General features: G+C 63.5%; 23 protein-coding genes. 8 read left to right on the forward strand and 15 right to left on the reverse strand.

The window, feature by feature from the left end:
- Positions 1-78: 78 nt before the first annotated feature.
- Positions 79-489 (reverse strand): hypothetical protein, encoded by a 411-nt coding sequence (locus tag ACQR3T_RS16000; protein WP_428694089.1) that lies wholly within the window; start codon positions 487-489, stop codon positions 79-81.
- A 334-nt stretch (positions 490-823) separates the two neighbouring features.
- On the reverse strand, positions 824-3,055 hold the full coding sequence (locus tag ACQR3T_RS16005) for a DUF6924 domain-containing protein (protein WP_428694090.1): 2,232 nt from the start codon (positions 3,053-3,055) through the stop codon (positions 824-826).
- 72 nt (positions 3,056-3,127) lie between these two features.
- Here ACQR3T_RS16005 and ACQR3T_RS16010 point away from each other — a divergent pair, with 72 nt between their 5' ends.
- A complete protein-coding gene (locus ACQR3T_RS16010) occupies positions 3,128-3,589 on the forward strand; it encodes a hypothetical protein (RefSeq protein ID WP_428694091.1) in 462 nt (153 codons plus the stop codon).
- 159 nt (positions 3,590-3,748) lie between these two features.
- Here the strand turns inward: ACQR3T_RS16010 and ACQR3T_RS16015 are convergent, their stop codons facing one another.
- The 3 genes from ACQR3T_RS16015 to ACQR3T_RS16025 form a co-directional block, all read right to left on the reverse strand.
- Complete coding sequence (locus tag ACQR3T_RS16015) at positions 3,749-4,882, reverse strand: FAD-dependent oxidoreductase (RefSeq protein ID WP_428694092.1); 1,134 nt, start codon at positions 4,880-4,882, stop codon at positions 3,749-3,751.
- Positions 4,883-4,985: 103 nt separating this feature from the next.
- Positions 4,986-5,648: a TetR/AcrR family transcriptional regulator gene (locus ACQR3T_RS16020; RefSeq protein WP_428694093.1), complete on the reverse strand. Its 663-nt coding sequence runs from the start codon at positions 5,646-5,648 to the stop codon at positions 4,986-4,988.
- 72 nt (positions 5,649-5,720) lie between these two features.
- Positions 5,721-6,125, reverse strand: a complete 405-nt coding sequence (locus tag ACQR3T_RS16025; protein ID WP_428694094.1) for a winged helix-turn-helix transcriptional regulator — start codon at positions 6,123-6,125, stop codon at positions 5,721-5,723.
- Positions 6,126-6,266: 141 nt separating this feature from the next.
- Here ACQR3T_RS16025 and ACQR3T_RS16030 point away from each other — a divergent pair, with 141 nt between their 5' ends.
- The 3 genes from ACQR3T_RS16030 (at position 6,267) to ACQR3T_RS16040 (ending at position 8,545) form a co-directional block, all read left to right on the forward strand.
- A complete protein-coding gene (locus tag ACQR3T_RS16030; protein WP_428694095.1) occupies positions 6,267-7,298 on the forward strand; it encodes an MFS transporter in 1,032 nt (343 codons plus the stop codon).
- Positions 7,252-7,482, forward strand: coding sequence for a hypothetical protein (locus ACQR3T_RS16035; RefSeq protein ID WP_428694096.1), 231 nt, complete (start codon positions 7,252-7,254; stop codon positions 7,480-7,482). Before ACQR3T_RS16030 ends, ACQR3T_RS16035 begins: the two co-directional genes overlap by 47 nt.
- 88 nt (positions 7,483-7,570) lie before the next feature.
- Complete coding sequence (locus ACQR3T_RS16040; RefSeq protein WP_052070376.1) at positions 7,571-8,545, forward strand: GGDEF domain-containing protein; 975 nt, start codon at positions 7,571-7,573, stop codon at positions 8,543-8,545.
- A 23-nt stretch (positions 8,546-8,568) separates the two neighbouring features.
- Here the strand turns inward: ACQR3T_RS16040 and ACQR3T_RS16045 are convergent, their stop codons facing one another.
- The 3 genes from ACQR3T_RS16045 to ACQR3T_RS16055 all read right to left on the reverse strand — a co-directional run bounded on the left by ACQR3T_RS16045 (position 8,569) and on the right by ACQR3T_RS16055 (position 10,683).
- A complete protein-coding gene (locus ACQR3T_RS16045) occupies positions 8,569-9,159 on the reverse strand; it encodes a TetR/AcrR family transcriptional regulator (protein ID WP_428694097.1) in 591 nt (196 codons plus the stop codon).
- On the reverse strand, positions 9,152-9,988 hold the full coding sequence (locus ACQR3T_RS16050) for an alpha/beta fold hydrolase (RefSeq protein ID WP_428694098.1): 837 nt from the start codon (positions 9,986-9,988) through the stop codon (positions 9,152-9,154). Before ACQR3T_RS16050 ends, ACQR3T_RS16045 begins: the two co-directional genes overlap by 8 nt.
- 65 nt (positions 9,989-10,053) lie before the next feature.
- Positions 10,054-10,683 carry a TetR/AcrR family transcriptional regulator gene (locus ACQR3T_RS16055; protein ID WP_428694099.1) on the reverse strand — a complete coding sequence of 210 codons (630 nt, stop codon included), beginning with the start codon at positions 10,681-10,683 and terminating at the stop codon, positions 10,054-10,056.
- A gap of 72 nt (positions 10,684-10,755) precedes the next feature.
- Between ACQR3T_RS16055 and ACQR3T_RS16060 the strand changes: the two genes are divergently transcribed.
- Positions 10,756-11,700 (forward strand): zinc-binding dehydrogenase, encoded by a 945-nt coding sequence (locus ACQR3T_RS16060; protein ID WP_428694100.1) that lies wholly within the window; start codon positions 10,756-10,758, stop codon positions 11,698-11,700.
- Between the two features lie 34 nt (positions 11,701-11,734).
- Here the strand turns inward: ACQR3T_RS16060 and ACQR3T_RS16065 are convergent, their stop codons facing one another.
- Positions 11,735-13,876 carry a heavy metal translocating P-type ATPase gene (locus ACQR3T_RS16065; RefSeq protein ID WP_428694101.1) on the reverse strand — a complete coding sequence of 714 codons (2,142 nt, stop codon included), beginning with the start codon at positions 13,874-13,876 and terminating at the stop codon, positions 11,735-11,737.
- Positions 13,869-14,276 (reverse strand): ArsR/SmtB family transcription factor, encoded by a 408-nt coding sequence (locus ACQR3T_RS16070; protein ID WP_428694102.1) that lies wholly within the window; start codon positions 14,274-14,276, stop codon positions 13,869-13,871. Before ACQR3T_RS16070 ends, ACQR3T_RS16065 begins: the two co-directional genes overlap by 8 nt.
- A gap of 123 nt (positions 14,277-14,399) precedes the next feature.
- On the opposite strand from ACQR3T_RS16070, the gene ACQR3T_RS16075 reads away from it, so the two are divergent.
- The gene (locus ACQR3T_RS16075; RefSeq protein ID WP_428694103.1) at positions 14,400-15,641 is read left to right on the forward strand and encodes an Nramp family divalent metal transporter; all 1,242 of its coding nucleotides are present in this window, start codon (positions 14,400-14,402) and stop codon (positions 15,639-15,641) included.
- A gap of 35 nt (positions 15,642-15,676) precedes the next feature.
- Here the strand turns inward: ACQR3T_RS16075 and ACQR3T_RS16080 are convergent, their stop codons facing one another.
- Entirely contained in the window at positions 15,677-16,267 is a 591-nt protein-coding gene (locus ACQR3T_RS16080) for a TetR/AcrR family transcriptional regulator (protein WP_428694104.1), read from the reverse strand.
- Positions 16,260-17,096, reverse strand: a complete 837-nt coding sequence (locus tag ACQR3T_RS16085) for an alpha/beta fold hydrolase (protein WP_428694105.1) — start codon at positions 17,094-17,096, stop codon at positions 16,260-16,262. The genes ACQR3T_RS16080 and ACQR3T_RS16085 overlap by 8 nt, the downstream gene beginning before the upstream one ends.
- A gap of 218 nt (positions 17,097-17,314) precedes the next feature.
- Here ACQR3T_RS16085 and ACQR3T_RS16090 point away from each other — a divergent pair, with 218 nt between their 5' ends.
- Entirely contained in the window at positions 17,315-18,643 is a 1,329-nt protein-coding gene (locus ACQR3T_RS16090; RefSeq protein WP_428694106.1) for an MCE family protein, read from the forward strand.
- Positions 18,644-18,679: 36 nt separating this feature from the next.
- Here ACQR3T_RS16090 and ACQR3T_RS16095 read toward each other — a convergent pair whose 3' ends face one another.
- A complete protein-coding gene (locus tag ACQR3T_RS16095; RefSeq protein WP_428694107.1) occupies positions 18,680-19,513 on the reverse strand; it encodes an SDR family NAD(P)-dependent oxidoreductase in 834 nt (277 codons plus the stop codon).
- A 219-nt stretch (positions 19,514-19,732) separates the two neighbouring features.
- Between ACQR3T_RS16095 and ACQR3T_RS16100 the strand changes: the two genes are divergently transcribed.
- Positions 19,733-19,951: a DUF3263 domain-containing protein gene (locus ACQR3T_RS16100; protein WP_032376050.1), complete on the forward strand. Its 219-nt coding sequence runs from the start codon at positions 19,733-19,735 to the stop codon at positions 19,949-19,951.
- Positions 19,952-20,028: 77 nt separating this feature from the next.
- Here ACQR3T_RS16100 and ACQR3T_RS16105 read toward each other — a convergent pair whose 3' ends face one another.
- Together ACQR3T_RS16105 and ACQR3T_RS16110 are read right to left on the reverse strand one after the other, a co-directional pair.
- Positions 20,029-20,256: a hypothetical protein gene (locus ACQR3T_RS16105; protein ID WP_428694108.1), complete on the reverse strand. Its 228-nt coding sequence runs from the start codon at positions 20,254-20,256 to the stop codon at positions 20,029-20,031.
- Between the two features lie 8 nt (positions 20,257-20,264).
- Positions 20,265-23,351, reverse strand: a complete 3,087-nt coding sequence (locus ACQR3T_RS16110) for an MMPL family transporter (RefSeq protein WP_428694109.1) — start codon at positions 23,349-23,351, stop codon at positions 20,265-20,267.
- Positions 23,352-23,381: the final 30 nt, after the last annotated feature.

The following is a 23,381-nucleotide window of genomic DNA, read 5'->3' on the forward strand; positions in this document are numbered from 1 at the left end:
ACCGGTCGCTACCCGTCGACCAAGCTGACGAGCGGGCCAGTTTTCATCACATCGGCATTCGGAGACACGCTCCACCATCTAGCCGTCAGATTTCACCAGTCCATCGACTGTCTCTGCTGCTGGTCCTGTTACCTGGACCAGTACATTGCCCGTCGCTCGGTCAGTGAGCGCGGTGGTGCACACTCCGCGGGTAGGTGATGTCCAGATGGTCAATGTGGATTCGTTTGCGCCGTCCTCAGCTCTGAACTCATCGGAATAGATCGGGACTGTTTCGGCCGGCGCAATGTCGGGAGCCTGTGCCACCGACACCTCCTCCGTGTCGCGTGACCCGAAAGTGGCGCGGACCGTAGCTGCGCCGTCATCACCGCAATCGACGGTGGCGACCATCGCGGCGTCCGGGCCGGCCACTGTCGGAACTGCGGTGTCGTCGACTGTGCAACCAGCGACGGCCAATACGACAGCGATGAGGCCGACAAGCCCCAATCGCAAGTCGCTGTTCTTGTCGATCCGGACGTCGTTGATTGCTCACTCCTTTGTCTAGCCCGATGCCCTGTATGGGGTGCATGTCTGGTTCTGGCGTATTTCGTACCACACGGTGCGGGTCGGTTGCGTCGAACGATCAGTGACAGCTTTGCCACGCGGGGATTCTCTAGCGGCGGGTGTGGCCTTAGCGGGCAGCGGTTCCGGGCGAGGGCTGGACTCTCTAGTTCGTGCGAAATAAGTTGCGCTGCAACAATAAGCAGTAATCTGATGGTCACCCTGCATGCCAAAAATGGTTGTATTCCCCAAATCTTTTGATCCACTGCTGAATTGCGTAGTTCGATTATTTCTGATCGTGACGTGTGGCAACCACCCGCAGCCCTTCCGGTGGTACTTCCCTGATGATGAACTCGTTGTCGACAGCGGTCACAACAGCCACGTAGAACATGTGGTTGCCGCCGATCTGGACTGAGCATCCGATGCTGAATCCTTCGAGCCGCGGGATTCGCATCAGGGCGGGTTCCACGCTGCCGACCATGTCCGGGCCGTGCAGTCGCACAGCCTCTGCGGTGACGGCCCGCCGGACGGCGTCGCGATCGACGAGGTCATCGTCGTCGGTGAGCGATGACAGTGACACCATCTCGTTCGAAATGAAGGGAACCTCCACTACCGCGGAGGACGATGCGTGACTGTCCTGGACCGGTTGATCGGTCGGCGGGAGGAACTCGAGCCGGTAGGCAGCCAGTGGGCGGCGGGACTCCAAGTCGAGCAGAAACGACCAGTACGCGCCGTTCACGGGAATCCCTCCGTGCAGTGCCGGCCCTCCTCGGGCTGCGACTTCACGGAACTCGTCGTGACCGATGAGCTCGGTGTCGGTACGGCTGTCGTAGTCTGCGGCCAGCAACTGGGTGTGCACTTCGGTCATCTCCGCCTCGAACAGCGCGACCGGGTACGGGTACTTCCACCCGTCGATCTCACGGTGGAACCGACGAAGCGTGTCGGTGTGCAGATCATCGGCGATCCACCCGGCCACATCCTGTGTCGTCACCTGTTCGACGGGTTGTGCAGGTTCCGGGAAGCCGCGGAAGACGCCGTCTTTGTCGGCGCTGTCTGCGAAGTCGTCGAAATCCATGTTGGCGATCGACAGATTGTTCTCGATGCTCCACATCTCCGACGGGACGGTTCGAAACGTCTTGCCGTGACGCTCCGGGTCGTCGGCTCCCGTGTCGACGACGGCTATCGGGTGCTCGGGGTTCTGCACCGTGTCGGTGTCGACCACGAAGACGTAATACGGCGGTGAGTCACCCAACGCTTGAAGGAGTTGTTCGACGGACCAGCCGTCGTGATCGTTATTGTCGATGCACGTCAGTACGGCCTCGAACTCCATGTCGTTGCCCTGGTCGACAGGCGCCATGGCGGCGAGCGCGATCTCACGCCAGGCCGAGTCGTCGGAGAAGTCCGTGCGGATCAGCAATGATTCCCCCGTGAGGTGATCGGCCAACACACGTCCCGTTCCGAGCATGTCGGTGATTTCGGCCTCGCGCCGATCTCGTTCGTCCGCAGCAATTTCCGCAGCGATGTCTGCTGCACTGCGTTCCGGTGGGTCGACGGGCTCAATCGAGTCAATGATGCGCTCGCAGTCCTCCGGACGCATCTCCTGATAGCAGCGGATCTCGTAGGTCCACTCACCGATACTCTGACGGTGGCGGGCCGGAGTCTGATCGTTCGGCCAGGTCACCTCGGGTTCGCCGATAGCGGTGACCCAGCGGCGAAGCGTGAAGTAATCAGTATGACCTTCGACTGCCAGTACGAGTTCTCCTGTACGAGGATCTCCCGACTGGGGTGTGGTGGTGATGGTCGTCGGCAACCAGGTGGGCACCGCTCGGGCGATACTCGCCAGGGCTTGTTCTCGTTCTTGCTGTTCGCGCTGCACTCGGGCCATGTCGTCGTCCGACGGGCGTGACGGGCCCGACCATCGGAACACGTCAGCGTCGAAATCCTCGCCCAGGACAGGGTTCTCGAGTTCCATCCACTGGTCGCCGCACTGCCATCGCAGGGCGACTCCCAGTTCGGCATCGATCACATACGTGATCCGTTCGGTCGAGAGTGGATCGGTGGCTTCTACTTCCCACCCGTCGCGCCCGCGCACTGTGACCTGTTGCGGCGCTGTCGGATCGGTGAAACGCGAGTCGCCGAACCCGTGATTGCTTCTCTGCGGGAACATGTCGTACGCGCGCAGCAGTGGAGCCGGCGATCCCATGTCCAAGTAAAACGTGTTCGCGTTCTTCACCGCATGGACCATGACGCCGTCCGCGCCACGCGACCACCTGTTGTCCGCGTTCTCGATGAACGTTGGGTCGCCCGACTCGTCATCCATACGCCACGACGTCGTGTCCGGTTCGTGGCGAACCAGCTGACGCGATCCATCGTTTCGATGCACGACACCGCTGACGGTGCGGCCCATCGTGCCGTAATTACTCGCGCGGACCTGTTCCCACTTCGGAGCCATGAGCAGAACGTACTCGAAGGTACGAATCATCACGCCCTCTGCCGCCGGAGCCTGGGCGAGTGCCACGTGGTGGGTCGCCCACTGCAACGGTGCCCGTTGTCGTTGTGGCTGTGCGAATCTTGGTGTGTAGTAGGTGCGATGAAGAGTCGGTGGTCGGCAGTGTCCAGCCTCGGTGCCGTGTTGGTGCTCGTGGTGTTGTTGCTCGCAGGGTGCACCCACAGCGCCACCGCTGGCGAGTCGGTTGAAACGGTCGATCGGCAGGACCCGGCAGCGGTGGTCCGAGGTTGGGTCGATGCGGTCAACGCCGGCGATTCGTCGACGGGTGAGTCCTTGGTCGCCGATGATCGGTGGCTGATGCTGAGGTCCTGGTTCGGCGAACCTCGCAGGCACCTGGACAACCTCGAGATCGTCGGAGTCGCAGAGGATGACCAGACCACGGGTACCGCCGCCGAAGGATATCGATTCGCGGCCTGGGTGGCGGTACGGTTCGATCTCACCGGCGGAGACGGGTCCATGCCGGAAGGGGCAACATCATGGGGATACATCCTGGCACGGCGGGAATCGTCGGATCCGTGGTCGATCGTGGACAACGGCATGTAGCACCCCATTGCATCCGCAGTCGGTATCGCTGTGTCCCAATGTGATTCACCATCCACGCATAGCGCCCCGAGCCTCGGACCCTGCTCGACGGATCTGTGCGGCAAACGAATCAACGTGGCCAATCATTGCCAGCGCAGAAATGCGCTCGGCGACGAGTGATCACACTCCGTTGGTGACGCCGGTGAGCAGGTCGATCATCCCGAACGGGGATCGTTCCCCGAGGCACATGTCGAGCGTCTCATGTGCCTGGATTGCCACCGCTTCACTTCGTGTGAACATGGCCTTCTCGAAGGCCGACACGGCTGCATCGATGTTGCCGCGGTGATCGGAAATCGCGCGAGCGAGTTCTGCACCGTCGAACATTGCCAGATTCGCGCCGTCTCCGGATGGCGGCATCAGGTGTGCGGCGTCGCCCAAGAGTGTCACTCCCGATGTGTGATCCCAGTGGTGGTCGTTGGGTAGCGTGAAGATCCTGCGGGGAACCAGCGCGGTTTTCCCGCCGGTGATCAATTCCGTCAATTCCGGTGCCCACCCGTCGAACTCGGCTGCGACCGTTGCTTTGGCGGAGACCGCGTCGGAGAAGTCGATCGAGTCGATCCAGTCGGCGCTGCGGTTGAGCTGAACGTAGGTGTGCAGGATGTTGCCTGCCTCGCGATGCACGGTGATTCCCTTACCCGGTGTGAGGGCGAACATCGCGCCACCGCCGACTGCGCGGGCGGTGGCGGGGTGGCGTACGTCGACGTCGTGGAGGTAGGTCTCGATGAAGACCGTGCCCACATACTCGGGCACGGCGGCGGAGAGCAGGGATCGGACTCGTGACCACGCGCCGTCGGCACCGACGAGCAGATCACTGACCGTGGTGGTTCCGTTCTCGAACTCGATTTCGTGTTGCCCATTGCCCAGTGGGTGGACGGAGGTGAGCTTGTGGCCCCATTGAACGGTGTCGGCCGGCAGTGAGTCGAGCAGAATGCGTCGCAGGTCGCCGCGCAACACCTCCGGTCGGCCTCCGGTGCCGTCGTCGGGTTCGTCGAGCAGAGCCTCGCCGTTCGGGCGTAGGACGCGAGTCGCTTCGCCTCCCTCGTGAATGATGGCGCGGAACTGCTCTGTCAGCCAGGCCGCGGCGAGGGCGACTTGCCCGTCGTTACCGTGGATGTCGAGCTGTCCGCCTTGTGTGCGAGCTTCGGCCGCGGAGTCGGCCTCGTACACCGTGGCGGCGATTCCATGCACGTGCAGTACCCGTGCCAGCACCAAGCCGCCGAGCCCTGCACCGATGATCGAGATGGATGTATTCATGGCTGTCTCCGCCCGTTGTTGGAACACTGTTCCAACAAAGGATGGAACAGTGTTCCAACGCTGTCAAGTGAAGCAGGAGCGGGCGTGGTGAGTGTCGTTCGGTTCAACCTCGGTCGATGCCGGCCAGGATGATGTCGACTCCGGCCTGGAACTGCTCTCGGTCGTCGTGGCCTGCGAACTGCGACGCGATGCGGGTCAGGAACGGATAGTCGCCGGAGTCCGTCACCGCTGTGCGCGTGGCGTCGAGAAATGCCGTGCGGTCCGTCACCGTCGCGGGCAGTTGCATCCCGGCATCGCGTTGACTCGCAACCCCGAGAACGTGGTATAGAAGGACGGATGCGGCGTCGAATTGCGCACTTTCGGGAACTCCGTGTGCGTCGAGTTCGGTTCCGATGCGGTCGAAGAGATGCATGACGGCCGGCTGCCACGGCGCGGCGGCGAGTTGTGTTGCCACCCAGGGCCTCGTGGTGATCACGTCGAACACTCTCATTATCAGGCCGCGAACACCCCGTCCTTCCGCCTCGTTCTCGGGGATCGGCTCGAACGCCGATGCCATGACAGCTGTTGCCGTTGCCGCGAGCAGATCGTCCCTGTTGCCGACATGGTGATAGAGCGCTCCGGGGCCCGTGGACAGGCGTGCGGCAAGGGTCCGAAACGTCAGAGCGTCGGTGCCACCCTCATCGAGCATCTCGATCGCTGCCTGCACGATGCGCTTTTTCGACAGAGCATCGGAACGTCGAGCTGATGCCGGCTTCGTGTTCGTCATGGGCAGATCCTGCCACAACTGGAACGGCGTTCCATGCCTGGGCGTGGGCGTCAGCCGACATTTGTTGTCGGTTCAGTTCCCGGCCCCAGTAGCGCTGTGCGCAACGCGGGCATCGAAGTCCTCACGGGCGCGAGCGACGTCGTCCATGTTCTCGTCGGCCCAGTTCTTCAGTTGCAGAAAGACGTTCACCAATGACGCTCCGAGAGCGGTCAATTCGTACTCGACTGTGAGTGGGACCGTCGGCGTGACGGTGCGCTCGACCAACCCGTCGCGCTCCAAGTTGCGCAGAGTTTGAGTGAGCATCTTCTGGCTGACGCCGGTGATCCGTCGGGCCAATACGGAGTGGCGCGCTCGGCCGTCCATCAATGCGCACAAGACGAGCGTCACCCACTTGTCGGCCAACCGAGACAGAAGCTGTCGACTGCTGCATGTGACCAAGAACGAATCATGTTGTACAGCAGCTGTGTTGACTGCCATTGAGTCGTCGTGCGCAGCTCTCATGTGGATTCCCGTCTCGTATCGGACTAGGGCACTTCTGGGTACCTACTTCCGAATGGTGCCCTGGTGGGTCAGAGTAGCGGATGCCGAGTGTCCCGCTGAACGACGATCAGGAGTCCCGTGACCGACCACACCGTGCCCGTACGCGACCCCGTCAGTGAATTTGCTACTGCTGCAATGACACCGCCGCGAGCGTGGGCGTGCGTCACTGTCCTGGCAGTGGCCGTGTTCTCGGTGACGGCAACGGAGATGTTGCCGATCGGGCTACTTCCTGCGATAGCAGGCGACCTGGGAATCAGTGTGGGCACCGCAGGTCTGTCCGTCACCCTGTACGGCATCGTGGCGGGCCTCCTCGCTCCTGTGGCGACCCGCTGGACGCGTCCTGTCGACCGCCGCACGGTGGTGCTGATCATCATTGCCGTGTTCGTGCTCGGTAACACTGCGACCGCTCTTGTCACCACATATGCGCAACTCATGGCGGCGCGGTTCTTCGTCGGTGTTGCACATGGGTTGATGTGGTCGATTGTCGCGACAGTGGCCGTACGCCTGGTTCTACCGAGCCAGCGGGTGCGAGCAACCGCGGTGGCCTTCTCCGGTATCTCGCTCGGCCTTGTCCTCGGTGTTCCTGCTGGGACCTGGCTGGGGGATTGGTTGGGATGGAAGGGGGCATTCGGGGCCCTCGCGGGTCTGACGGCGGTGGTGGGTATTGCGGTTCGCGTGCTGCTGCCGTCCTTGCCTGCGCTTCGTCCAGCACGGTCCCCAGGATTTCGAGATGCTTTACGCTCCAAAGGAATCGCGGCAATACTGCTGGTGGCCGCGGCGGCGGTGATCGGAAACTACGCCGCCTACACCTATATCGCGCCCTATCTCCTCGATGGTGTGGGTGCCTCCACTGATGCCGTCAGCGGGAATCTGTTGCTCTATGGAATTGCCGGGGTGGCATGGGAACGCGGTAGCCGGGTTCGCGTCCGCACGATCGTCGAAGACGCTGGTGGTGGGCGTGTGCATCCTGGCCGTCACCCTGCTCGTTCTGACAGCTCCGGTCGGCACCGTAGGTGTGCTTGTGTTGGTCGGTGTGTGGGGACTGTCTTATTCGGCGTTGCCGGTGCTGTTGCAGACGGCGGTGTTCGAGGCTGCACCGAACAGCCGTGAGCCGGCGACGTCGCTGTACGTGTTGGTCTTCAATGTCTCGATCGCCGGCGGCGCGGCGATCGGTGCAGTGGGTGTCGACGTGGTCGGACCGACTGCTCCGATGGCCATCGGAGCAGCGTTCTGTGGTCTCGGTCTCGCAGTCGCGCTCAGCACCCGTGTGGGCGGCATTTACCGTCAATGCTGAACCCGTCCATGTGTGGAAGTCGTCGCAGTGAAGGAATGGCGGGGTCCTGGCCGAGACAGGTGTCCCACGCCCTGGCAGGGTATTGGCCATGCGGTCGTTCCCTCTCGTTCTGCATCCGAGTTCGGTGCATGGGACGGCGGGTCTTCGGACGCGGCTGTTGAAGTACTTTTTGCTGGCCACGACCGGTTTGTATGCAGTCGGGGTGATCCTGACACTGCTGCCTCACGGTGGCCGGGTGACGTCCGATGTCACCGGCGGTGTCGTGGCGATCTGTGTGGGCGCAGTCGGCATCGTGGTGTTGTGGGTTCGCCCCGGTACTGCGGTGGCGTTTCGGCTCGGGTTGGCCGCGGCGATGGTCGCGACACCCGCCGTGATGGCGTTCCATCGGCTCGCAGCGGCGCAGAGTCAGTGCTTGATCGCGGCGATGTTTCTGGCGATGTACATACGGGCCTTCCACCGAGATGGAATCGGCAGAGTGCTGATCGGCGCGCTCGTGGCGGCTGTGCTGTCGGCGGTGTGGGTGTCTCCTGCTCCGATGTACCCGATTTCGTACCTGATCTTCGGTGTGGCGGTGATTGCCGCAGGCGAGGCGTTCGGCGTGGTGACCAAGGCTCTCATCGCGGCGTCGTGCACCGATCCTCTGACCGGAGTGTTCAACCGGGCGGGATGGGAAATGGCCACGGCGCAGGTGGCGGGCAGCAGAACTGCGGGGGTCCCGGTAGCGGTGGTGATCGTGGACGTCGACGATTTCAAAGCCGTCAACGATTCGGCCGGACACCGGGCGGGTGACGAATTGCTGATCGATCTGGCGCAGTCCTGGACACGAGCAGCACCACCCGGCGCAGTGATCGCGCGACTGGGAGGCGACGAGTTCGCGGCGCTCCTGACCGGGCACGGCCATGACGTGGTCGACGACTTCGTTCGTGTCACCGCCGAGTCGCTGCCCTACGCAAGTGTCGGAACAGCCGAGTCCACCGATCCGCAAGAGTCGGTCTCGGACATCCTTGCCCGCGCCGACGCAGGTCTGTACAGCGTCAAACGTGCTCGCCGAGAACGTCGTTGAGATCGACCGACTCCGCCGACGGCTCAGTCCCGTTCTGAAGGCGTCGGTTTCGCAGCTCGAGTCAAGGACTGGTCGACGAAGTCGATCATCCAGTCGAAGCTGTCGTCGAGGTCGGTGCCGAGTTGAAAGCTATGTGCGGTTTCGAGTGTGGTGAATCCGTGCAGCAGGCTGCGCAGCATCCGTAGCGCATGTGTCTGCTGTGCCGGGTCGATGCGGTAGCCGTGCAACATGGCGGCCCAGGAATCCATGACGCGGTTGGCTGCGGCCATGAGGGGGTCGTCGGGTCCGGTGATCTGGGCGGCGTTGCCTGCGGCATATCTGCCGGGATGAGCGACGACGTAATCGCGCATGGCACGAGTTCCGGCGACGAGCGCGTCGCGACCTGCACGGCCTTGGGTGGCGTCGCGGATGGTGTCGCATAGTTCGTTCATGGCCAGCACGCCAACGCGATGCACCAGATCGGCCAAATTGTCGACGTGCTTGTAGAGCGAGGGTGTCTTGACGCCGAGTCGTTCGGCCACCAGTCCCATGGACATGCGGTCGATCCCGATCTCGTCGGCCAGATCGGCAGCGGCTTCGGTGACCGATGCGGGAGCGAGGCCGGCCCTAGGCATGGTTGAGCGTCCTTTCGAGGAACGGAAAAGCAACGGCAAGAGGTTCATTCGGTGCCTGGGCGTGTGGGTAATGCCCGACGCCGTCGAGGACGGCTACCTCGCCGATGCCGGTGGGGAGATCGGCGACGATGCGGTCGGCCTCGGCGCGGGGGTCGGCGAAATCGGGATCGGCACTGCCTTCGACGACGAGTACTGGGCAGTGCACGTTGCCGAGTTGGGCACCGGCGTCGGTGGGCGCGGAATTGCACATGGACTGAAGGGCTTTCATTCGGCCGGGCTCGCGCAGGACGGTTCCGATGCGAGCCAGCTCATCGTCCCAGTCGGCGGGCTTGATCGGGTAGGCGCGATCGAGGTACTTCTGCCAGGCGGTCAGGCTTCCGGTCATCACGGTTCGACCCAGCAGTACGGTGGCGCTGCGGTACTGATTGTTCGTCAGCAAAGCGCCGAAGGAATAGGTGACGGCGCGAGTGAAGGGTGCGAGCTCGACGAGGCCCACGATCAATTCGGGGGCGGTGGCGGCAGCGATGGTCGCGGCACCACCGCTGATCGAATGGCCGATGATCACCGCCGGCCCACCGAGGTGACGAACGAGGGCGACCAAGTCGCCGGCGATGTCGGTCCGGCGGTAGCCGTCCCATTCGAGGCTGGACTCACCGCAACCACGGATGTCGAGGTTCGCTACCCGGTATCCGGCCTCGACCAGCGCCGGGGCGAGAAAGCGGTACGCATGCCGACTGTCTCCGATGCCGTGGGCCAGGACGACGAGGGGACCGTCACCGATCAGGTCGTATGCGAGTGTGTTGTCGCCGATGGCGAGTAGGTCGGTCATGATGGGCTCCGGGATCGATGCGGCTAACTGATGTAGCTAAAAGCTAATCGGATTAGCCAATCGTGTCAACCCCGCAGCAAGGACCTCACCCCGAGTCGGGGCGAGATCGGCAACGTCTGGTTGGTCGGCGACGCGTGCAACCCGTCGATCATCAGGGCCGCGAATCGTCGGGCGGCGTGGACGCGGTCCTCGGTCGAGAGAGTCGAGAGTCCCCGGTTGGCGCTGAGGAAGAGAACGAGATCGTCGACGACGAAGTCGGATCGCAGTTTACCTTGCCGCTGCGCGCGGGCCGCGAGCCCGGTGAACCCGCGTAGGGCGTCGTTGCGATGCGTCGAGAGATCGACGGTGCCGGGGTACTCGGCCATGAACGCCTCAGTGAATCCCTGATTCCTGGCGTTGAGTTCACTGAGTTGTTCGATCACGCTGCACAACCCGCGCCACGCGTCAGGATCGGCACACCCGCTCGCAACGATGTTGCGGCACAGGCGGAACTCGGCAAGGAACGCTTCGAGGATCAAGTCCTTCTTGGTCGGGAAGCGGCGATACAGCGTGGCGGGCCCTACGTCCGCCCGGCGCGCAACCTCGCGCATGGACACCGCGAGCCCGTCCGAGGCGAACACTTCGCGCGCAACCTCGAGTATGCGGTCCCGGTTGTTCTCGGCATCGGAACGTAGGCGAGTCAATTCTTGGACCATGGCTCTCACTTTACGTAAACGGACGGGGGTGTCCACTAACGTCGGCGGAACTCGAATCGACCGGAGGCAGATGTGAAGGCAATAGCGATACAGACGTTCGGAAGTTCCGATGGCATGCAGGTGGTGGAGGTGCCGACGCCCGTTCCGTCGGCAGGGCAGGTCCAGATTCGCACGGAGGCAATCGGAGTCGGCGGCGTCGACGCCATCGTCCGCCGCGGCACCCTCGGCACCCTCGGGCTGAGTGCCGGACATGTTCCGGGCAGCGAGGTAGCAGGTGTTGTCACCGATGTCGGCGACGGTGTGGACGCGAGCTGGATGGGGAGACGGGTGTGGGCGTTCACCGGCATGGGCGGTGGCTACGCCGAGCAGGCGGTCGTCGATCTGGCCGACGTGGTGGCACTGCCCGAGCACCTATCCGGTATCGATGCCGTCACGCTCGGATCGGCCGGTCCGGTAGCGCATTTCGCGCTCGATCGTGCCCGGCTGGTGGCCGGAGAGTCGGTGCTCGTGCGCGGCGCAGGTGGGAGCATTGGCATCGCCGCGGTGGAATTGGCCGCGATCGCGGGGGCGTCGTCGGTGTCGGTCACGACGTCCTCGGACGAGCGCGGTACGAAGCTCCGCTCGTTCGGAGCTACCGATGTGTTGGATCGCGATGGCCGCGGCGGCGCGCCCGATACGTTCGATGTGATCGTGGACATCGTTGCTGGGCCGAACTTTCCAGACTTCGTAGAACGGCTCGCGGATAATGGACGCCTCGTTGTCGTCGGTGTCGTCGCAGGTCCCCCGGCCGAGATCGGCCCCACCTTGATGCGCAATTTCCGGCGATCGTTGACGATCAGCATGCTGAGCCTCGACACCATCCCCACCGCCGAACGAGACCGAGTGCGAGCAGACCTCTTCACGCCCGGCCGACTCCACGCCGTCGTCGACGAGGTTCTACCACTCGATCGTGCTGCCGAGGCTCATCAGCGAATGGACGACGGGCAGGTATTCGGCCGAATTGTGCTCACTCCGTGAGACAGTGCGGATTCGATCGTCAGGCAAGAAGGGTTCAGCTTTCCCCGTACGCCGATTTGTCTGTGCAACAGAAACATTGACTTGAGCAACCGGGATTTTCTTGGTCGGATCCGGTCGAAGCCAGCGGCACCGTGATAGCAGGCACCAGTAGGTCCGAAGGCATCTTGTCGACGGCTGTGTTTCCAGGATTTGGTGCGGGAGCACAGCATGCATCCTGGAATTCCGGCGCAGGAGCGACGGTGAGGTTGACGGTGCCCGAGCCTGACGGCGGCGGGACGAACCCATCCAACGGTCTGGTGCGGGCGGCACGAATTGCGTTGGCGATCACCAGAACTTCGGCGAGCTCGTGGACCAGGACCACGGTGGTGAGGCTCAAAATTCCGGTGGCAGCCAATGGCACGAGGATGCCGATGATGGCAATCGACAGGGCGATGTTCTGGACGATGATGCCGCGGGCACGCCGGGCGTGGGCCAGCACCTGGGGTAGGTGGCGCAGGTCCTCACCCATGAGGGCAACGTCGGCGGTCTCGATGGCGACATCGGTTCCCATCGCGCCCATGGCGATCCCGATATCTGCGGTCGCCAAGGCAGGAGCGTCGTTGATCCCGTCGCCCACCATGGCAATCTTCCTTCCGGCCGCAATGTCGGCCAGCAGGGAGGCTTTCTCCTCGGGCAGTAGGTCCGCGTGAACGGTAGTGATGCCTGCTTCCGCCGCCAAAGCCTGCGCGGTGAGCGCGTTGTCTCCGGTGAGCATCGCGGTGTCTATCCCGAGAGCAGTGAGTTGGCGGACGGCATCGGCGGCCTCGGGCCGAAGCTCGTCGCGGACGGCGATCGCGGCAATCAGAAATCCTGCGCGTTCGACCAGAACGACTGTGGCACCGGCGCTTTGCAAGCGGTGTACGTCCTCCCGGAACATGTCGGTGTCGAACCAGCTCGGTTTTCCGAGCCTGATCGGGGTTCCGTCGAGGGTGCCGGTCACACCGTGCCCGGGGATTGCGGTGACGTCGTCGGCTGCCGCAACGGTCGACACGGACGCGAGTATGGCGCTGGCCAGTGGGTGCTCACTGCGCGCTTCGAGAGCAGCTGCCGTGGCCAGCGCGTCTGCACGGTTGATGCCGTCTGCGGTGACGACGTCGACGACTTCCGGTTTTCCTGCGGTGAGGGTGCCGGTCTTGTCCAGCGCTACGACACGGATGAGGCCGAGTTCCTCAACGGCTGCGCCGCCTTTGATCAATGCCCCGTTGCGACTTGCTGCGCCGATTGCTGCAACCACCGACAAGGGAACGGAGATCGCCAGCGCGCACGGTGATGCCGCGACCAGGACCACCAGTGCTCGTTCGAGCCATAGCATGGGGTCGCCGAGCATCGCGCCCACGCCGGCGACGAGGACGGCGAGAACCATGATCGAGGGCACGAGGGGGCGTGCAATCCGGTCTGCGAGCCGCTGGCCGGACCCTTTGCGGTCCTGGGCTTGCTCGACGATGTGCACGATGCGAGCGAGTGAGCTCTCCGACGCCTTCGTGGTCACGGTGACGTCGATGGCCCCGCCGCCGTTGATGGCACCGGCAAACACGTCGTCGCCGACACCGGCTTCGATGGGGACGGATTCACCGGTGATCGCGGACAGGTCCAGGTTGGTCGATCCGCGGGTGATGGTTCCGTCTGTGGCAGCCCGCTCGCCGGGTCGCAGCACCATGGTGTCTCCGACGACGATGTCGTCGGGGGACAGCGTCGACTCGATTCCACTGCGTATGACCGACACCGTCGGCGGCACCAACGACAGGAGGGCACGAAGTCCGCGGCGAGTCTTGGTGACCGCGTGTTCTTCGAGCCCTTCGGCGATGGAGAACAAGATGCCGAGCATCGCAGCTTCGGGGATTTGTCGCAATGCGATGGCTCCGACCAATGCGATCGTCATCAGCGTGCCGACACCGATACGGCCGTGCCGAAGATTTCTCATCGTCGCAGGTAAGAAGGTGATCCCGGCGAGCGAGGCGGCTACCAGTCCGCCGAGGGTCGCTACCGTGTCGACACCTGTTCGGCCGAGCGCCCACGACGCGATGAGGATGATCGCGGCTGCAGCGGCTAGTTGCAGTTCGTGTACCTGCCACAATCTCCGAGGCCTGTCGTCTATCGGCGGCGGTGTAGGGGTCGGTCCGCAGCATGCGTCAGACATGGTCGACATCAGCGGGGGTGGCGACCCTGGGCCTGGCCGAGGCGGCGGAAAGTGGCTCGGTCAGGACCGACAGCAGGTGCGCTCCGCGGTCTGTGAGTGAGTACATGACGAGCTTCCCTTGCCGGGTCGAGGTCACGTTGTTCGCCGTTTTGAGCTTGCGGAGGTGGTGGGAAACCAGTTTCTGGCTCTGCCCCACGATCCATGCGATGTCGCAGCCGCACATCTGTCCGCCGGCGTTCAAGGCGAGGGCGATGGTCAGGCGGGTGGGGTCGCCGAATGCTCGTGCAGCGTCGGCGAGTGGTTCGACGTCGACGAGTGCGGGCAGGGCAGCGCGGACGTCTTCGGCGTGGGGGAGATCCATGCATAGCAGATCGCAGGAATCCAGTGGTTCGAAAGCCATGGAGACAATCTAACAACCATGCGATCGTTCGTAAGAGGCCGTGGTTGACCGTTGCAATGTTTGGGTTGCCGAACTATATTGTCCGGGTCCTCAAAATCCGAGCGGCGTTGGAGCGTGATGTCGATGGCTGTCCTGCTGCGCCGATCTTCCGGGTCCCCGTCGCGGTTGCGCTCGAGTGTCGTTCTGCTCGGTCCCGCTTTCGTCGCCGCGATCGCGTACGTGGATCCGGGAAATGTCGCCTCCAATGTCAGCGCCGGTGCTCAATTCGGATACCTTCTGGTGTGGGTGATCGTTGCCGCCAACGTCATGGCGGGTCTGGTTCAGTTTTTGTCCGCCAAGCTCGGCATCGTCACCGGGATGACGCTCCCAGAAGTTGTTCGTGACAAATCGAGCAGGCCTGTGCGACTTGCTTATTGGGGGCAGGCGGAGGTGGTCGCCATGGCGACCGACCTCGCCGAGGTCGTCGGCGGCGCGATTGCGTTGTATCTGTTGTTCGATCTGCCGCTTCTGGTCGGCGGGTTGATCACCGGGACCGTATCGATGCTGTTGCTGTTGGTGCAGGATCGACGCGGTCAGCGCCCGTTCGAGTTCGTGATCCTGGGTTTGCTCGGTGTCATTGCGGTCGGATTCCTCGCCAGTGTCGTCGTGGAGCCGCCGTCCTTCAGCGCGGCCGCGGCGGGTTTGGTTCCGCGGTTCGACGGCGCGGAAAGCGTGCTGATCGCAGCCGCAATGCTCGGTGCGACGATCATGCCGCACGCGGTCTACCTGCATTCCGGCCTGGCTCGTGATCGACATGGGCATCCCGACGCAGGTCCGGTTCGCCGGCGACTGTTGCGGATCACCCGGGTCGACGTCGGACTGGCGATGTTGTTGGCCGGCGCGGTGAACATGTCGATGTTGTTGCTGGCCGCCTCGACTCTCGGGGGCAAAGAGGGCGTGGATTCGATCGAGGGTGCGCACGCCGCGGTGGGCGAGACACTAGGTCCGGTCGTCGCGCTGTTGTTCGCGTTGGGACTGCTTGCGTCCGGTTTGGCATCGACATCGGTGGGGGCGTACGCCGGCGCGATGATCATGGACGGTCTGCTGCGCAAACGCATCCCGATTGTGGTGCGGCGGCTTGTGACCCTGATTCCTGCACTCGCAATTCTCGCCGCGGGGGTCGACCCCAGTCGGGCTCTCGTCGTCTCGCAAGTAGTGCTGTCCTTCGGAATTCCGTTCGCGTTGATCCCCCTGGTGCGGTTCACCTCCGATCGAACGCTGATGGGTGAGGACGTCAATCGCCGGGTGACCGCGTACGCGGCCTGGTTCATCGCAGCGGTCATCGTGGCACTCAATGTCGCACTGATCTACCTGACGGTGGCCTGATCTCCGGTCTTCCCTCGATCGAACGCAGGGCTAGCTCAGCCACGCTCGGTGTGGGGCGGTTGTGCTGCGCGGGTGAGGGATTGGTCGACGAAGTCGATCATCCAGTCGAAGCTGTCGTCGAGGTCGGTGCCGAGTTGAAAGCTATGTGCGGTTTCGAGTGTGGTGAATCCGTGCAGCAGGCTGCGCAGCATCCGTAGCGCATGTGTCTGCTGTGCCGGGTCGATGCGGTAGCCGTGCAACATAGCGGCCCAGGAATCCATGACGCGGTTGGCTGCGGCCATCAGGGGGTCGTCGGGTCCGGTGATCTGGGCGGCGTTGCCTGCGGCATATCTGCCGGGATGAGCGACGACGTAATCGCGCATGGCACGAGTTCCGGCGACGAGCGCGTCGCGACCTGCACGGCCCTGGGTGGCGTCGCGGATGGTGTCGCCCAGTTCGTTCATGGCCAGCACGCCAACGCGATGCACCAGATCGGCCAAATTGTCGACGTGCTTGTAGAGCGAGGGTGTCTTGACGCCGAGTCGTTCGGCCACCAGTCCCATGGACATGCGGTCGATCCCGATCTCGTCGGCCAGATCGGCAGCGGCTTCGGTGACCGATGCGGGAGCGAGGCCGGCCCTAGGCATGGTTGAGCGTCCTTTCGAGGAACGGAAAAGCAACGGCAAGAGGTTCATTCGGTGCCTGGGCGTGTGGGTAATGCCCGACGCCGTCGAGGACGGCTACCTCGCCGATGCCGGTGGGGAGATCGGCGACGATGCGGTCGGCCTCGGCGCGGGGGTCGGCGAAATCGGGATCGGCACTGCCTTCGACGACGAGTACTGGGCAGTGCACGTTGCCGAGTTGAGCACCGGCGTCGGTGGGCGCGGAATTGCACATGGACTGAAGGGCTTTCATTCGGCCGGGCTCGCGCAGGACGGTTCCGATGCGAGCCAGCTCATCGTCCCAGTCGGCGGGCTTGATCGGGTAGGCGCGATCGAGGTACTTCTGCCAGGCGGTCAGGCTTCCGGTCATCACGGTTCGACCCAGCAGTACGGTGGCGCTGCGGTACTGATTGTTCGTCAGCAAAGCGCCGAAGGAATAGGTGACGGCGCGAGTGAAGGGTGCGAGCTCGACGAGGCCCACGATCAATTCGGGGGCGGTGGCGGCAGCGATGGTCGCGGCACCACCGCTGATCGAATGGCCGATGATCACCGCCGGCCCACCGAGGTGACGAACGAGGGCGACCAAGTCGCCGGCGATGTCGGTCCGGCGGTAGCCGTCCCATCCGAGGCTGGACTCTCCGCAACCACGAATGTCGAGGTTCGCTACCCGGTATCCGGCCTCGACCAGCGCCGGGGCGAGAAATCGGTACGCATGCCGGCTGTCACCGATGCCGTGGGCCAGGACGACGAGGGGACCGTCGCCGGTCAGGTCGTACGCGAGGGTGTTGTTTCCGATGGCGAGTAGGTCGGTCATGATGGGCTCCAAAGCTGGGGTGGCTAACTGGTGTAGCTCACAGCTAATCCGATTAGCCAATGGTGTCAACCCGGCTTTTGGGAGGCTTCCTTCGGTGGAGAAAAGTGGCACAGATCACCAATGGCTGAAATATCGGTGTGGCTCACAAGGGCGGTTTATGTGACGTCGTGTCGCACTAAAGTTCGCGACATGACAGCCGTTGCCGCACAGTCCGTCTCATGACCGGCACCCCGTCGCCGTTGCAGAATCGGCTTCTCGGAATTGCCCTCGTGGTACTCATCGTCGTGTTCGTCGGGTGGAGCGTCACCTCGTACAACAAGACGTTTCAGGACGTGGTGACTGTTTTCCTCGAGACCGACAGCGTGGGCAACGCGCTGCCCCGCAATGCCGATGTCAAGGTGCGCGGCATGATCGTCGGAGAAGTCCGATCGGCGACGACGACAGATGGCGTCGTGACCTCCGAGTTGGCGATCCAGCCGGACATGGCCGAGATGATCCCCTCGAACGCCACCGCACGGCTCTTGCCGAAGACACTGTTCGGCGAGCGGTACGTCTCGCTGATACTCCCGGACGGCATGCCCGCCTCACCCATCGGTGACGGCACCGTGCTGAAGCAGGATCGCAGCGGCAATGCCATCGAGGTGGGACAGCTGCTCGACGGCCTGTTGCCGTTGCTCCAAGCCGTGCCCCCGCAGGACCTTGCGAACACGCTCGGCGCTCTGGCGCAGGGTCTGAGCGGTCGCGGCGAGGAACTCGGCCTCACCATCGACCGGCTGGAGAACATCTTCGCCGGGCTCGACACCGAACTTCCCGCGATCCAGCAGGATCTACGTGGCCTGGCGGACTTCTCGCAGACCTACTCCGATGCGGCTCCCGAGTTGATCAATGCTCTGGACAATCTGCGGACCACCGGCAGGACCGTCGTCGAGAAGCGTCCGGCCCTCGAACCGCTGTATGCCTCACTCGCATCGGCCTCGAACACGACCGCAGATTTCCTCGACGCCAACTCCGCCGACATCATCGGCCTGGCCGCGAACTCACGTGAGGCGCTCGAGGTGTTCGCCGAGTTCTCGCCTGCTCTGGGCTGCACTGCCGAAGAGTTCGCCGACGGCCCGCGGCTTGCGGAGACGGCCCTCGGTGGTCGCGACGACTTCCCTGGAATCAACGTTTCGATGCCGTTGGTCAACCCGAAGGGGCGCTATCTGCCGAATCAGGACGAGCCACGACTGTTCGATGATCGGGCCCCGAACTGCTACACCCCCCTCGACCGCAGTACAGGCAAGTACCTACCGCAGTATCCGGGCGGCTCACCCAATGACGGCTCCTACCAGGTGCCCACACGAAACCCCGGTGAGCAGAATCTTCCAGCGCTTCCGGCCCCACAGCTCTCCCCGGTGCCCGCCTCGTACGCAGGCTCGGTCACCGAGCAGCAGACCTTGGCCGTCATTTACGGTGGGGCCACCGGAATTGCACCCGACGCCGTCCCCTCCTGGACGACCACATTGGGCGCTCCCGCACTCCGAGGAACGCAGGTCACTCTCCGCTGACACCGCCCGCGCGCATGGTCCGCATCCCCATGCTGATCAGGCCAGCGCTCCGACCATCGCTCGGTCGGTGATGAAGGTAGGTGTCAGAGCCATTGCACAGACCTGCACACGGCTGGCCAGATCGCATCGGTAGCGTCGGCGAGGACGTCTGGCGTTCAGTGCGCGTATGACGGTGTCTGCGACACGATCAGGCGGGACGGCACTTCTCGCTGTCAGGGGAACGAGCCGGCGCATCTTTCGGATGTACGGGCCGTACAGATCCTTCTCGTCGACGGACCATTGCGAGACCGTCTCCTCGAAGTTGTCCATCATGCCGGTCCAGATGTCGGTCCTCGTCGTGCCCGGCTCGATGAGGCTGACACCGATGCCCCAGCGTCTCAATTCGAGGCGATAGGTATCCGCAAGCCCCTCGAGTGCATACTTCGAGGCCGTGTAGGCGCCGCTGCCCGGTACGGCGAACAATCCTGCCAGTGACGACACGAAGAGGATTCGGCCGGCCGTGTCGCCGTCGTCTGCGCGTAGGTTCGGTAGTAGTGTACGCGTGATGCGTTGGTGGCCAACGACGTTCGTTGCCAACTGCATGGTCATCTGCTCGGGGGAGATGGTCTCGAGCGGGCCGGTCACGGCGTAGCCGGCATTGTTGATCAGTGCGTCGATTCGGCCGGGTATCTGCTTCGTCAGAACTTCTCCTGCGTCGTCGTCGGTGATATCGAGCATCACTGGCACGACGCGGTCCAGTCCGGACAGTTCGTCCAGGTGGGCATGGGAGCGAACCGTGGCGTAGACCGTCCAATCATCGCGGCTCAACCTGTCGGTGATTGCGCGTCCTATCCCTCGGCCTGCGCCTGTCACTACGGCGATCTTGGTCATTGTGTACAGCCCCTGTCTTGTTGACGTCCGAGCCGCGGGAAGCACTAGGTCTGTGGATGGAATTGGCTTGTCGCCCTTTGTGCTTGACCGCGTCGGATCCGATCCAATACTCTTGAGAGACAGTAAGACAGATTGTGTCGGTTTGTCTACGTGTGCATCGTCGACGGTGAGACGTGCCGCCACCGAGACCCACCTGTGCAGTTCCGATCGGAGGTAGACATGGCCGCATCACGGCAGACCGAGGAGCAGATACTCCTGGACTTTGCCTGCGCATGGGAGCCCTACGGCGGCGCGGACGCGTCCGAGATCTTGCTGAAGTTCGGACTTTCCGTCGGTGCTTTTCGAGCACGTCTGCATCGAATTCTCAGTCGGCAGGGCGCGCTAGAGCTCGACCCAGGCCTGTATCGGCGACTGTTGAGATACTCCACTTCGCGATGAGCCGAGTACGCCTAGGGGTGTCGATCACGCAGCGCTGGAACGGAGTTCGTGCCCAGTCTGCCGTGAGGTGACCGAGGCTAATTCTCTGACTGTATTCGGTACCGAGCTATGTCTGTCAGTCGTTCGAGCACGACATCGGGGAGTCTGCGACGGTATTCGTCCGTTCGAATCAGAGCCAGAACGTGGCGGTAGAACGCGACCTCGGTCATAGAGAAGGCGGCATCGATTTCGAGTGCAGTTCCGCCGCCGTGAGGTGCCCATTCGATCGCTGCGGCCACCTTCGCGTCGAATGGGTCGATATCCACGTCAGGCGTCAAATGCCGTGTCGGGCCTGTGTTGTGTGGGTGCGCGCACGCTGCGCTGCTGGTGCCGAGGGCCACCAGATTCGGTTGCCGAGTAGGTGCAGCGCCGCAGGGACGATGATGGTGCGCACCACGGCGATGTCGAGCAGTAGTCCGACACCGATGGTGAAGCCGGTCTGCAACAGCAGGACTACCGATCCTGACATCAGGGCGAACATGGTGACTGCGAATACCACTCCGGCAGTGGTGATCACGCTGCCGGTGGTTCCGAACGTTCGTAGTATTCCACTGGTGGTGCCGCTGCCGCTGGCCTCGCGGACTCGGGACGCGAACAGCATGCTGTAGTCGGCTCCGACGGCGACCAGGCACATGAACGAGACCGGAAGAACCGACCAGTGCAGGCCGATACCGATCAGGTGCTGCCACAGGAGGACGCTGATACCGGCGGCCGAAGCGAAGGACAGCAACACGGTTGTCACGAGCAGAGCGGGTGCGACGAGGCTGCGAAGCAAACCGGCGAGGATGGCGAAGACGGCAACGGCTGCGACGATCGCGATCAGCAGGAAGTCGCGTTCTGCTTGATCGATGATGTCGGCCGTGATCGAGGTGAGGCCGGTGGAGCTGACTTCGGAGTCCGCAAGAGTGCTGCCCTGCAACGAGTTTCGTGCAGCCTGGGCAATTCCACCAACAGCGGCGATGTTGTCGGAACTGTATGGGTTGCCCTTCTGCATCACCAACATACGCGCGACGTGGCCGTCCGGCGACATCAGCAGCTTCGCTCCGGTGACGAACCGTTGGTCCTGCAATGCGCTCGGGGGGAGGTAGAAGCCGGAGCCCGGCCCGGTAGTGGTGTCGTGACTCATGGACGCCAGATAGTTCGCAGCCTCGCCGAGACCGTCGGAGAGTTGCCCGGTCAGCGCTACGGTGGTGTCGGTCCCGTCTGTGGCCTGGGAGAGCCCGCCGGCAATCTGGTCCATTCCTGTTGCCAGTGAGGACATCCCGTCTTGGAGTCGCTCGAGATCGGATCGGATCGATTGCGGTGTGCGGCCGTCGAGAGATGCTACGAGTGAATCGATCTCGCCGAGTCCGTTACGAAGGGCCGGGAGGACTCCCTCGATGGTGTCGACGGTGTCGGGTGGGAGCGCGGAGACAGCGTCGGCTGCGGACAGGGCGGCGGTCAGTGCGCCGGAGGTTGCGGCGTCGAGCTGATCGAACAGTGCGCGCCCGGCCGAACAACCCGGGTTCACAGCGCACTGCGGCGACGGGTCGGGAGAAGCGAACGGTGCCAACGCAGTCTGGAAATCGTTCACCGCGCTCTGGTTCGCCTGGACAGCGGAGACCAGGGTGCCGAGTGTGCCGGTCAGCGACTGTACTTGGCCGAGTACTTGATCGAGGGTCCGGCCGTCGGAAGTGGTGGCAGAGGTCAGAGCCGTGGCAGTGGGTAAGAGGTCGATCACCGAATTGGACAGCGCAACAACCTGGTTGGTCCCGTCGATTAGTTGGGGAAGTTGCTTCTGAGCGTCGAGAGCGCCGTCTCGCAGTTCGGTGATGCCGGACGCCAATCGCTCGAGGTCGGGTTGTGCGTTGGCGATCTGACCCTGCGCCGCGCCCAGGCGGCTGCCGATCAGACCGGTTTGATAACCGATTGCCGACTCGGGGAGCGGTTCGCCGTCAGGTCGAGTCAACGACCGTACGTACGCAACGTTCGGTAGGTCGGCAACGGCGGCGGCGGCGCGGTCCAATGCTGCGAGATCCGTCGAGTTTCGCAGGTCGTGGTCTGCGCGAACGATCAAATACTCGGGCACGATTTCGTTGGCCGGAAAGTGTTGATACACCGTGTCGTATCCCGCCGTGGAGTCGGCGTCGCCCATGATCATGGCACTGTCGTCACCGTTGGGGACGATGCCCAGCGCTGGGGCAGCCAACGCTATCAGCGCGAGAACCGACACTGCGGTGAGTGTGCCTGCGCGGCGGAGGATTCGGGTGCCTCGCTTGCGCCATCGACGTTCGCGTGAAACGCGGGGCTCGATCCATCCGCGGCGTCCGAAGATCGACAGCAGTGCGGGGGTGAGGGTTACAGACACCGTGAGGGTGACCATCACCCCGATGGCGATCGCAGGGCCGGAGGTGGTGAACATGCCGTTCTTGGCGAAGATCATCGACGTCGCTGCGGCGGCGACGGTCAATGCCGATGCTGTCAGAACAGCTCCCACGTTCGATCCCGCAGCGATGACCGACCGCAGCGGACTCTCTCCGCGTCGCCGCGCGTCGTGGAAGGCCGCCGTCTGGAAGATGGCGTAGTCCGTACCGGATGCGAGGACGAGCGCTGTCATCAAGGTGACCGTCAGAGTCGAGACCGGGAGCACCGCATTCCATCCCAAGGCGGATACAACCGCGCGTGACGCTGCCAGCGCGATACCGATGGTCAGCAACGGGATCAGCGCGGCGACCACTGATCGGAACGCGATGACGAGCATCAACGTGATGAGCAGGACAGACACCACGGTGATCAGGACCATCGACGTGTCCACGGCAGTGAACTCGTCGACCAAAGTCGGTGCGGGACCCGAGAAGTGCACGTCCAATCCCTCGGGCATCGCAACGTCTTCGATTGTCGAACGGATGGCCTGGGTGGATCGGTGCGCGTCGGAGGTGCCGATTTCGCCCTGCTCACCGACCGTGACGGTGACGGCGTTGCCGTCGGGGCTCAGCGCGAAGTCCCGGGTAGCTGGGTTGCCGTACATGTCGAGAACGAAAGCCACGTGGTCGCGGTCGGCCAACAGGCGGGCAATGAGTTCGGAGTAGTACTTCTGCTCTTGCTCGCCGAACCCGCCATCGCTGGCCAGGACGACGGCCCCCACCGCTGTCGAGGCCGGTGTACCGAAGTCGTTGGACATATCGACCAGTGCCTGCGTGGACGGCATGTCCGACGGAACAATTGCCGCAGACTTCTCGGTCGCTGTCTGTTCCAGCTGCGGCGCAACAACATTGAGGGCAGCGACCGCGATCAGCCAGATGCCGACGACCCACCAGGAATGATGTGCGGCGAATGCGGCCACCGCACGAAAGGGACTTCTACCCACTGATCGACGAGCCATGTGACGCCTTCCATAGTGAGACAATGGCAT

The sequence above is a fragment of the Rhodococcus sp. IEGM1428 genome (assembly GCF_050321865.1).
Taxonomy (GTDB): domain Bacteria; phylum Actinomycetota; class Actinomycetes; order Mycobacteriales; family Mycobacteriaceae; genus Rhodococcoides.

Bases quoted from the DNA above. Each gene is read 5' to 3' on its own strand.
- ACQR3T_RS16025 (WP_428694094.1), bottom strand. From the start codon at position 6,125: ATGGCAGTCAACACAGCTGCTGTACAACATGATTCGTTCTTGGTCACA.
- ACQR3T_RS16070 (WP_428694102.1), bottom strand. From the start codon at position 14,276: ATGGCTTTCGAACCACTGGATTCCTGCGATCTGCTATGCATGGATCTC.
- ACQR3T_RS16045 (WP_428694097.1), bottom strand. From the start codon at position 9,159: ATGCCTAGGGCCGGCCTCGCTCCCGCATCGGTCACCGAAGCCGCTGCC.
- ACQR3T_RS16100 (WP_032376050.1), top strand. From the start codon at position 19,733: ATGGCCGCATCACGGCAGACCGAGGAGCAGATACTCCTGGACTTTGCC.
- ACQR3T_RS16040 (WP_052070376.1), top strand. From the start codon at position 7,571: ATGCGGTCGTTCCCTCTCGTTCTGCATCCGAGTTCGGTGCATGGGACG.
- ACQR3T_RS16020 (WP_428694093.1), bottom strand. From the start codon at position 5,648: ATGACGAACACGAAGCCGGCATCAGCTCGACGTTCCGATGCTCTGTCG.
- ACQR3T_RS16075 (WP_428694103.1), top strand. From the start codon at position 14,400: ATGGCTGTCCTGCTGCGCCGATCTTCCGGGTCCCCGTCGCGGTTGCGC.
- ACQR3T_RS16110 (WP_428694109.1), bottom strand. From the start codon at position 23,351: ATGGCTCGTCGATCAGTGGGTAGAAGTCCCTTTCGTGCGGTGGCCGCA.
- ACQR3T_RS16050 (WP_428694098.1), bottom strand. From the start codon at position 9,988: ATGACCGACCTACTCGCCATCGGCGACAACACACTCGCATACGACCTG.
- ACQR3T_RS16065 (WP_428694101.1), bottom strand. From the start codon at position 13,876: ATGTCTGACGCATGCTGCGGACCGACCCCTACACCGCCGCCGATAGAC.
- ACQR3T_RS16095 (WP_428694107.1), bottom strand. From the start codon at position 19,513: ATGACCAAGATCGCCGTAGTGACAGGCGCAGGCCGAGGGATAGGACGC.
- ACQR3T_RS16090 (WP_428694106.1), top strand. From the start codon at position 17,315: ATGACCGGCACCCCGTCGCCGTTGCAGAATCGGCTTCTCGGAATTGCC.
- ACQR3T_RS16015 (WP_428694092.1), bottom strand. From the start codon at position 4,882: ATGAATACATCCATCTCGATCATCGGTGCAGGGCTCGGCGGCTTGGTG.
- ACQR3T_RS16055 (WP_428694099.1), bottom strand. From the start codon at position 10,683: ATGGTCCAAGAATTGACTCGCCTACGTTCCGATGCCGAGAACAACCGG.
- ACQR3T_RS16085 (WP_428694105.1), bottom strand. From the start codon at position 17,096: ATGACCGACCTACTCGCCATCGGAAACAACACCCTCGCGTACGACCTG.
- ACQR3T_RS16080 (WP_428694104.1), bottom strand. From the start codon at position 16,267: ATGCCTAGGGCCGGCCTCGCTCCCGCATCGGTCACCGAAGCCGCTGCC.
- ACQR3T_RS16010 (WP_428694091.1), top strand. From the start codon at position 3,128: ATGAAGAGTCGGTGGTCGGCAGTGTCCAGCCTCGGTGCCGTGTTGGTG.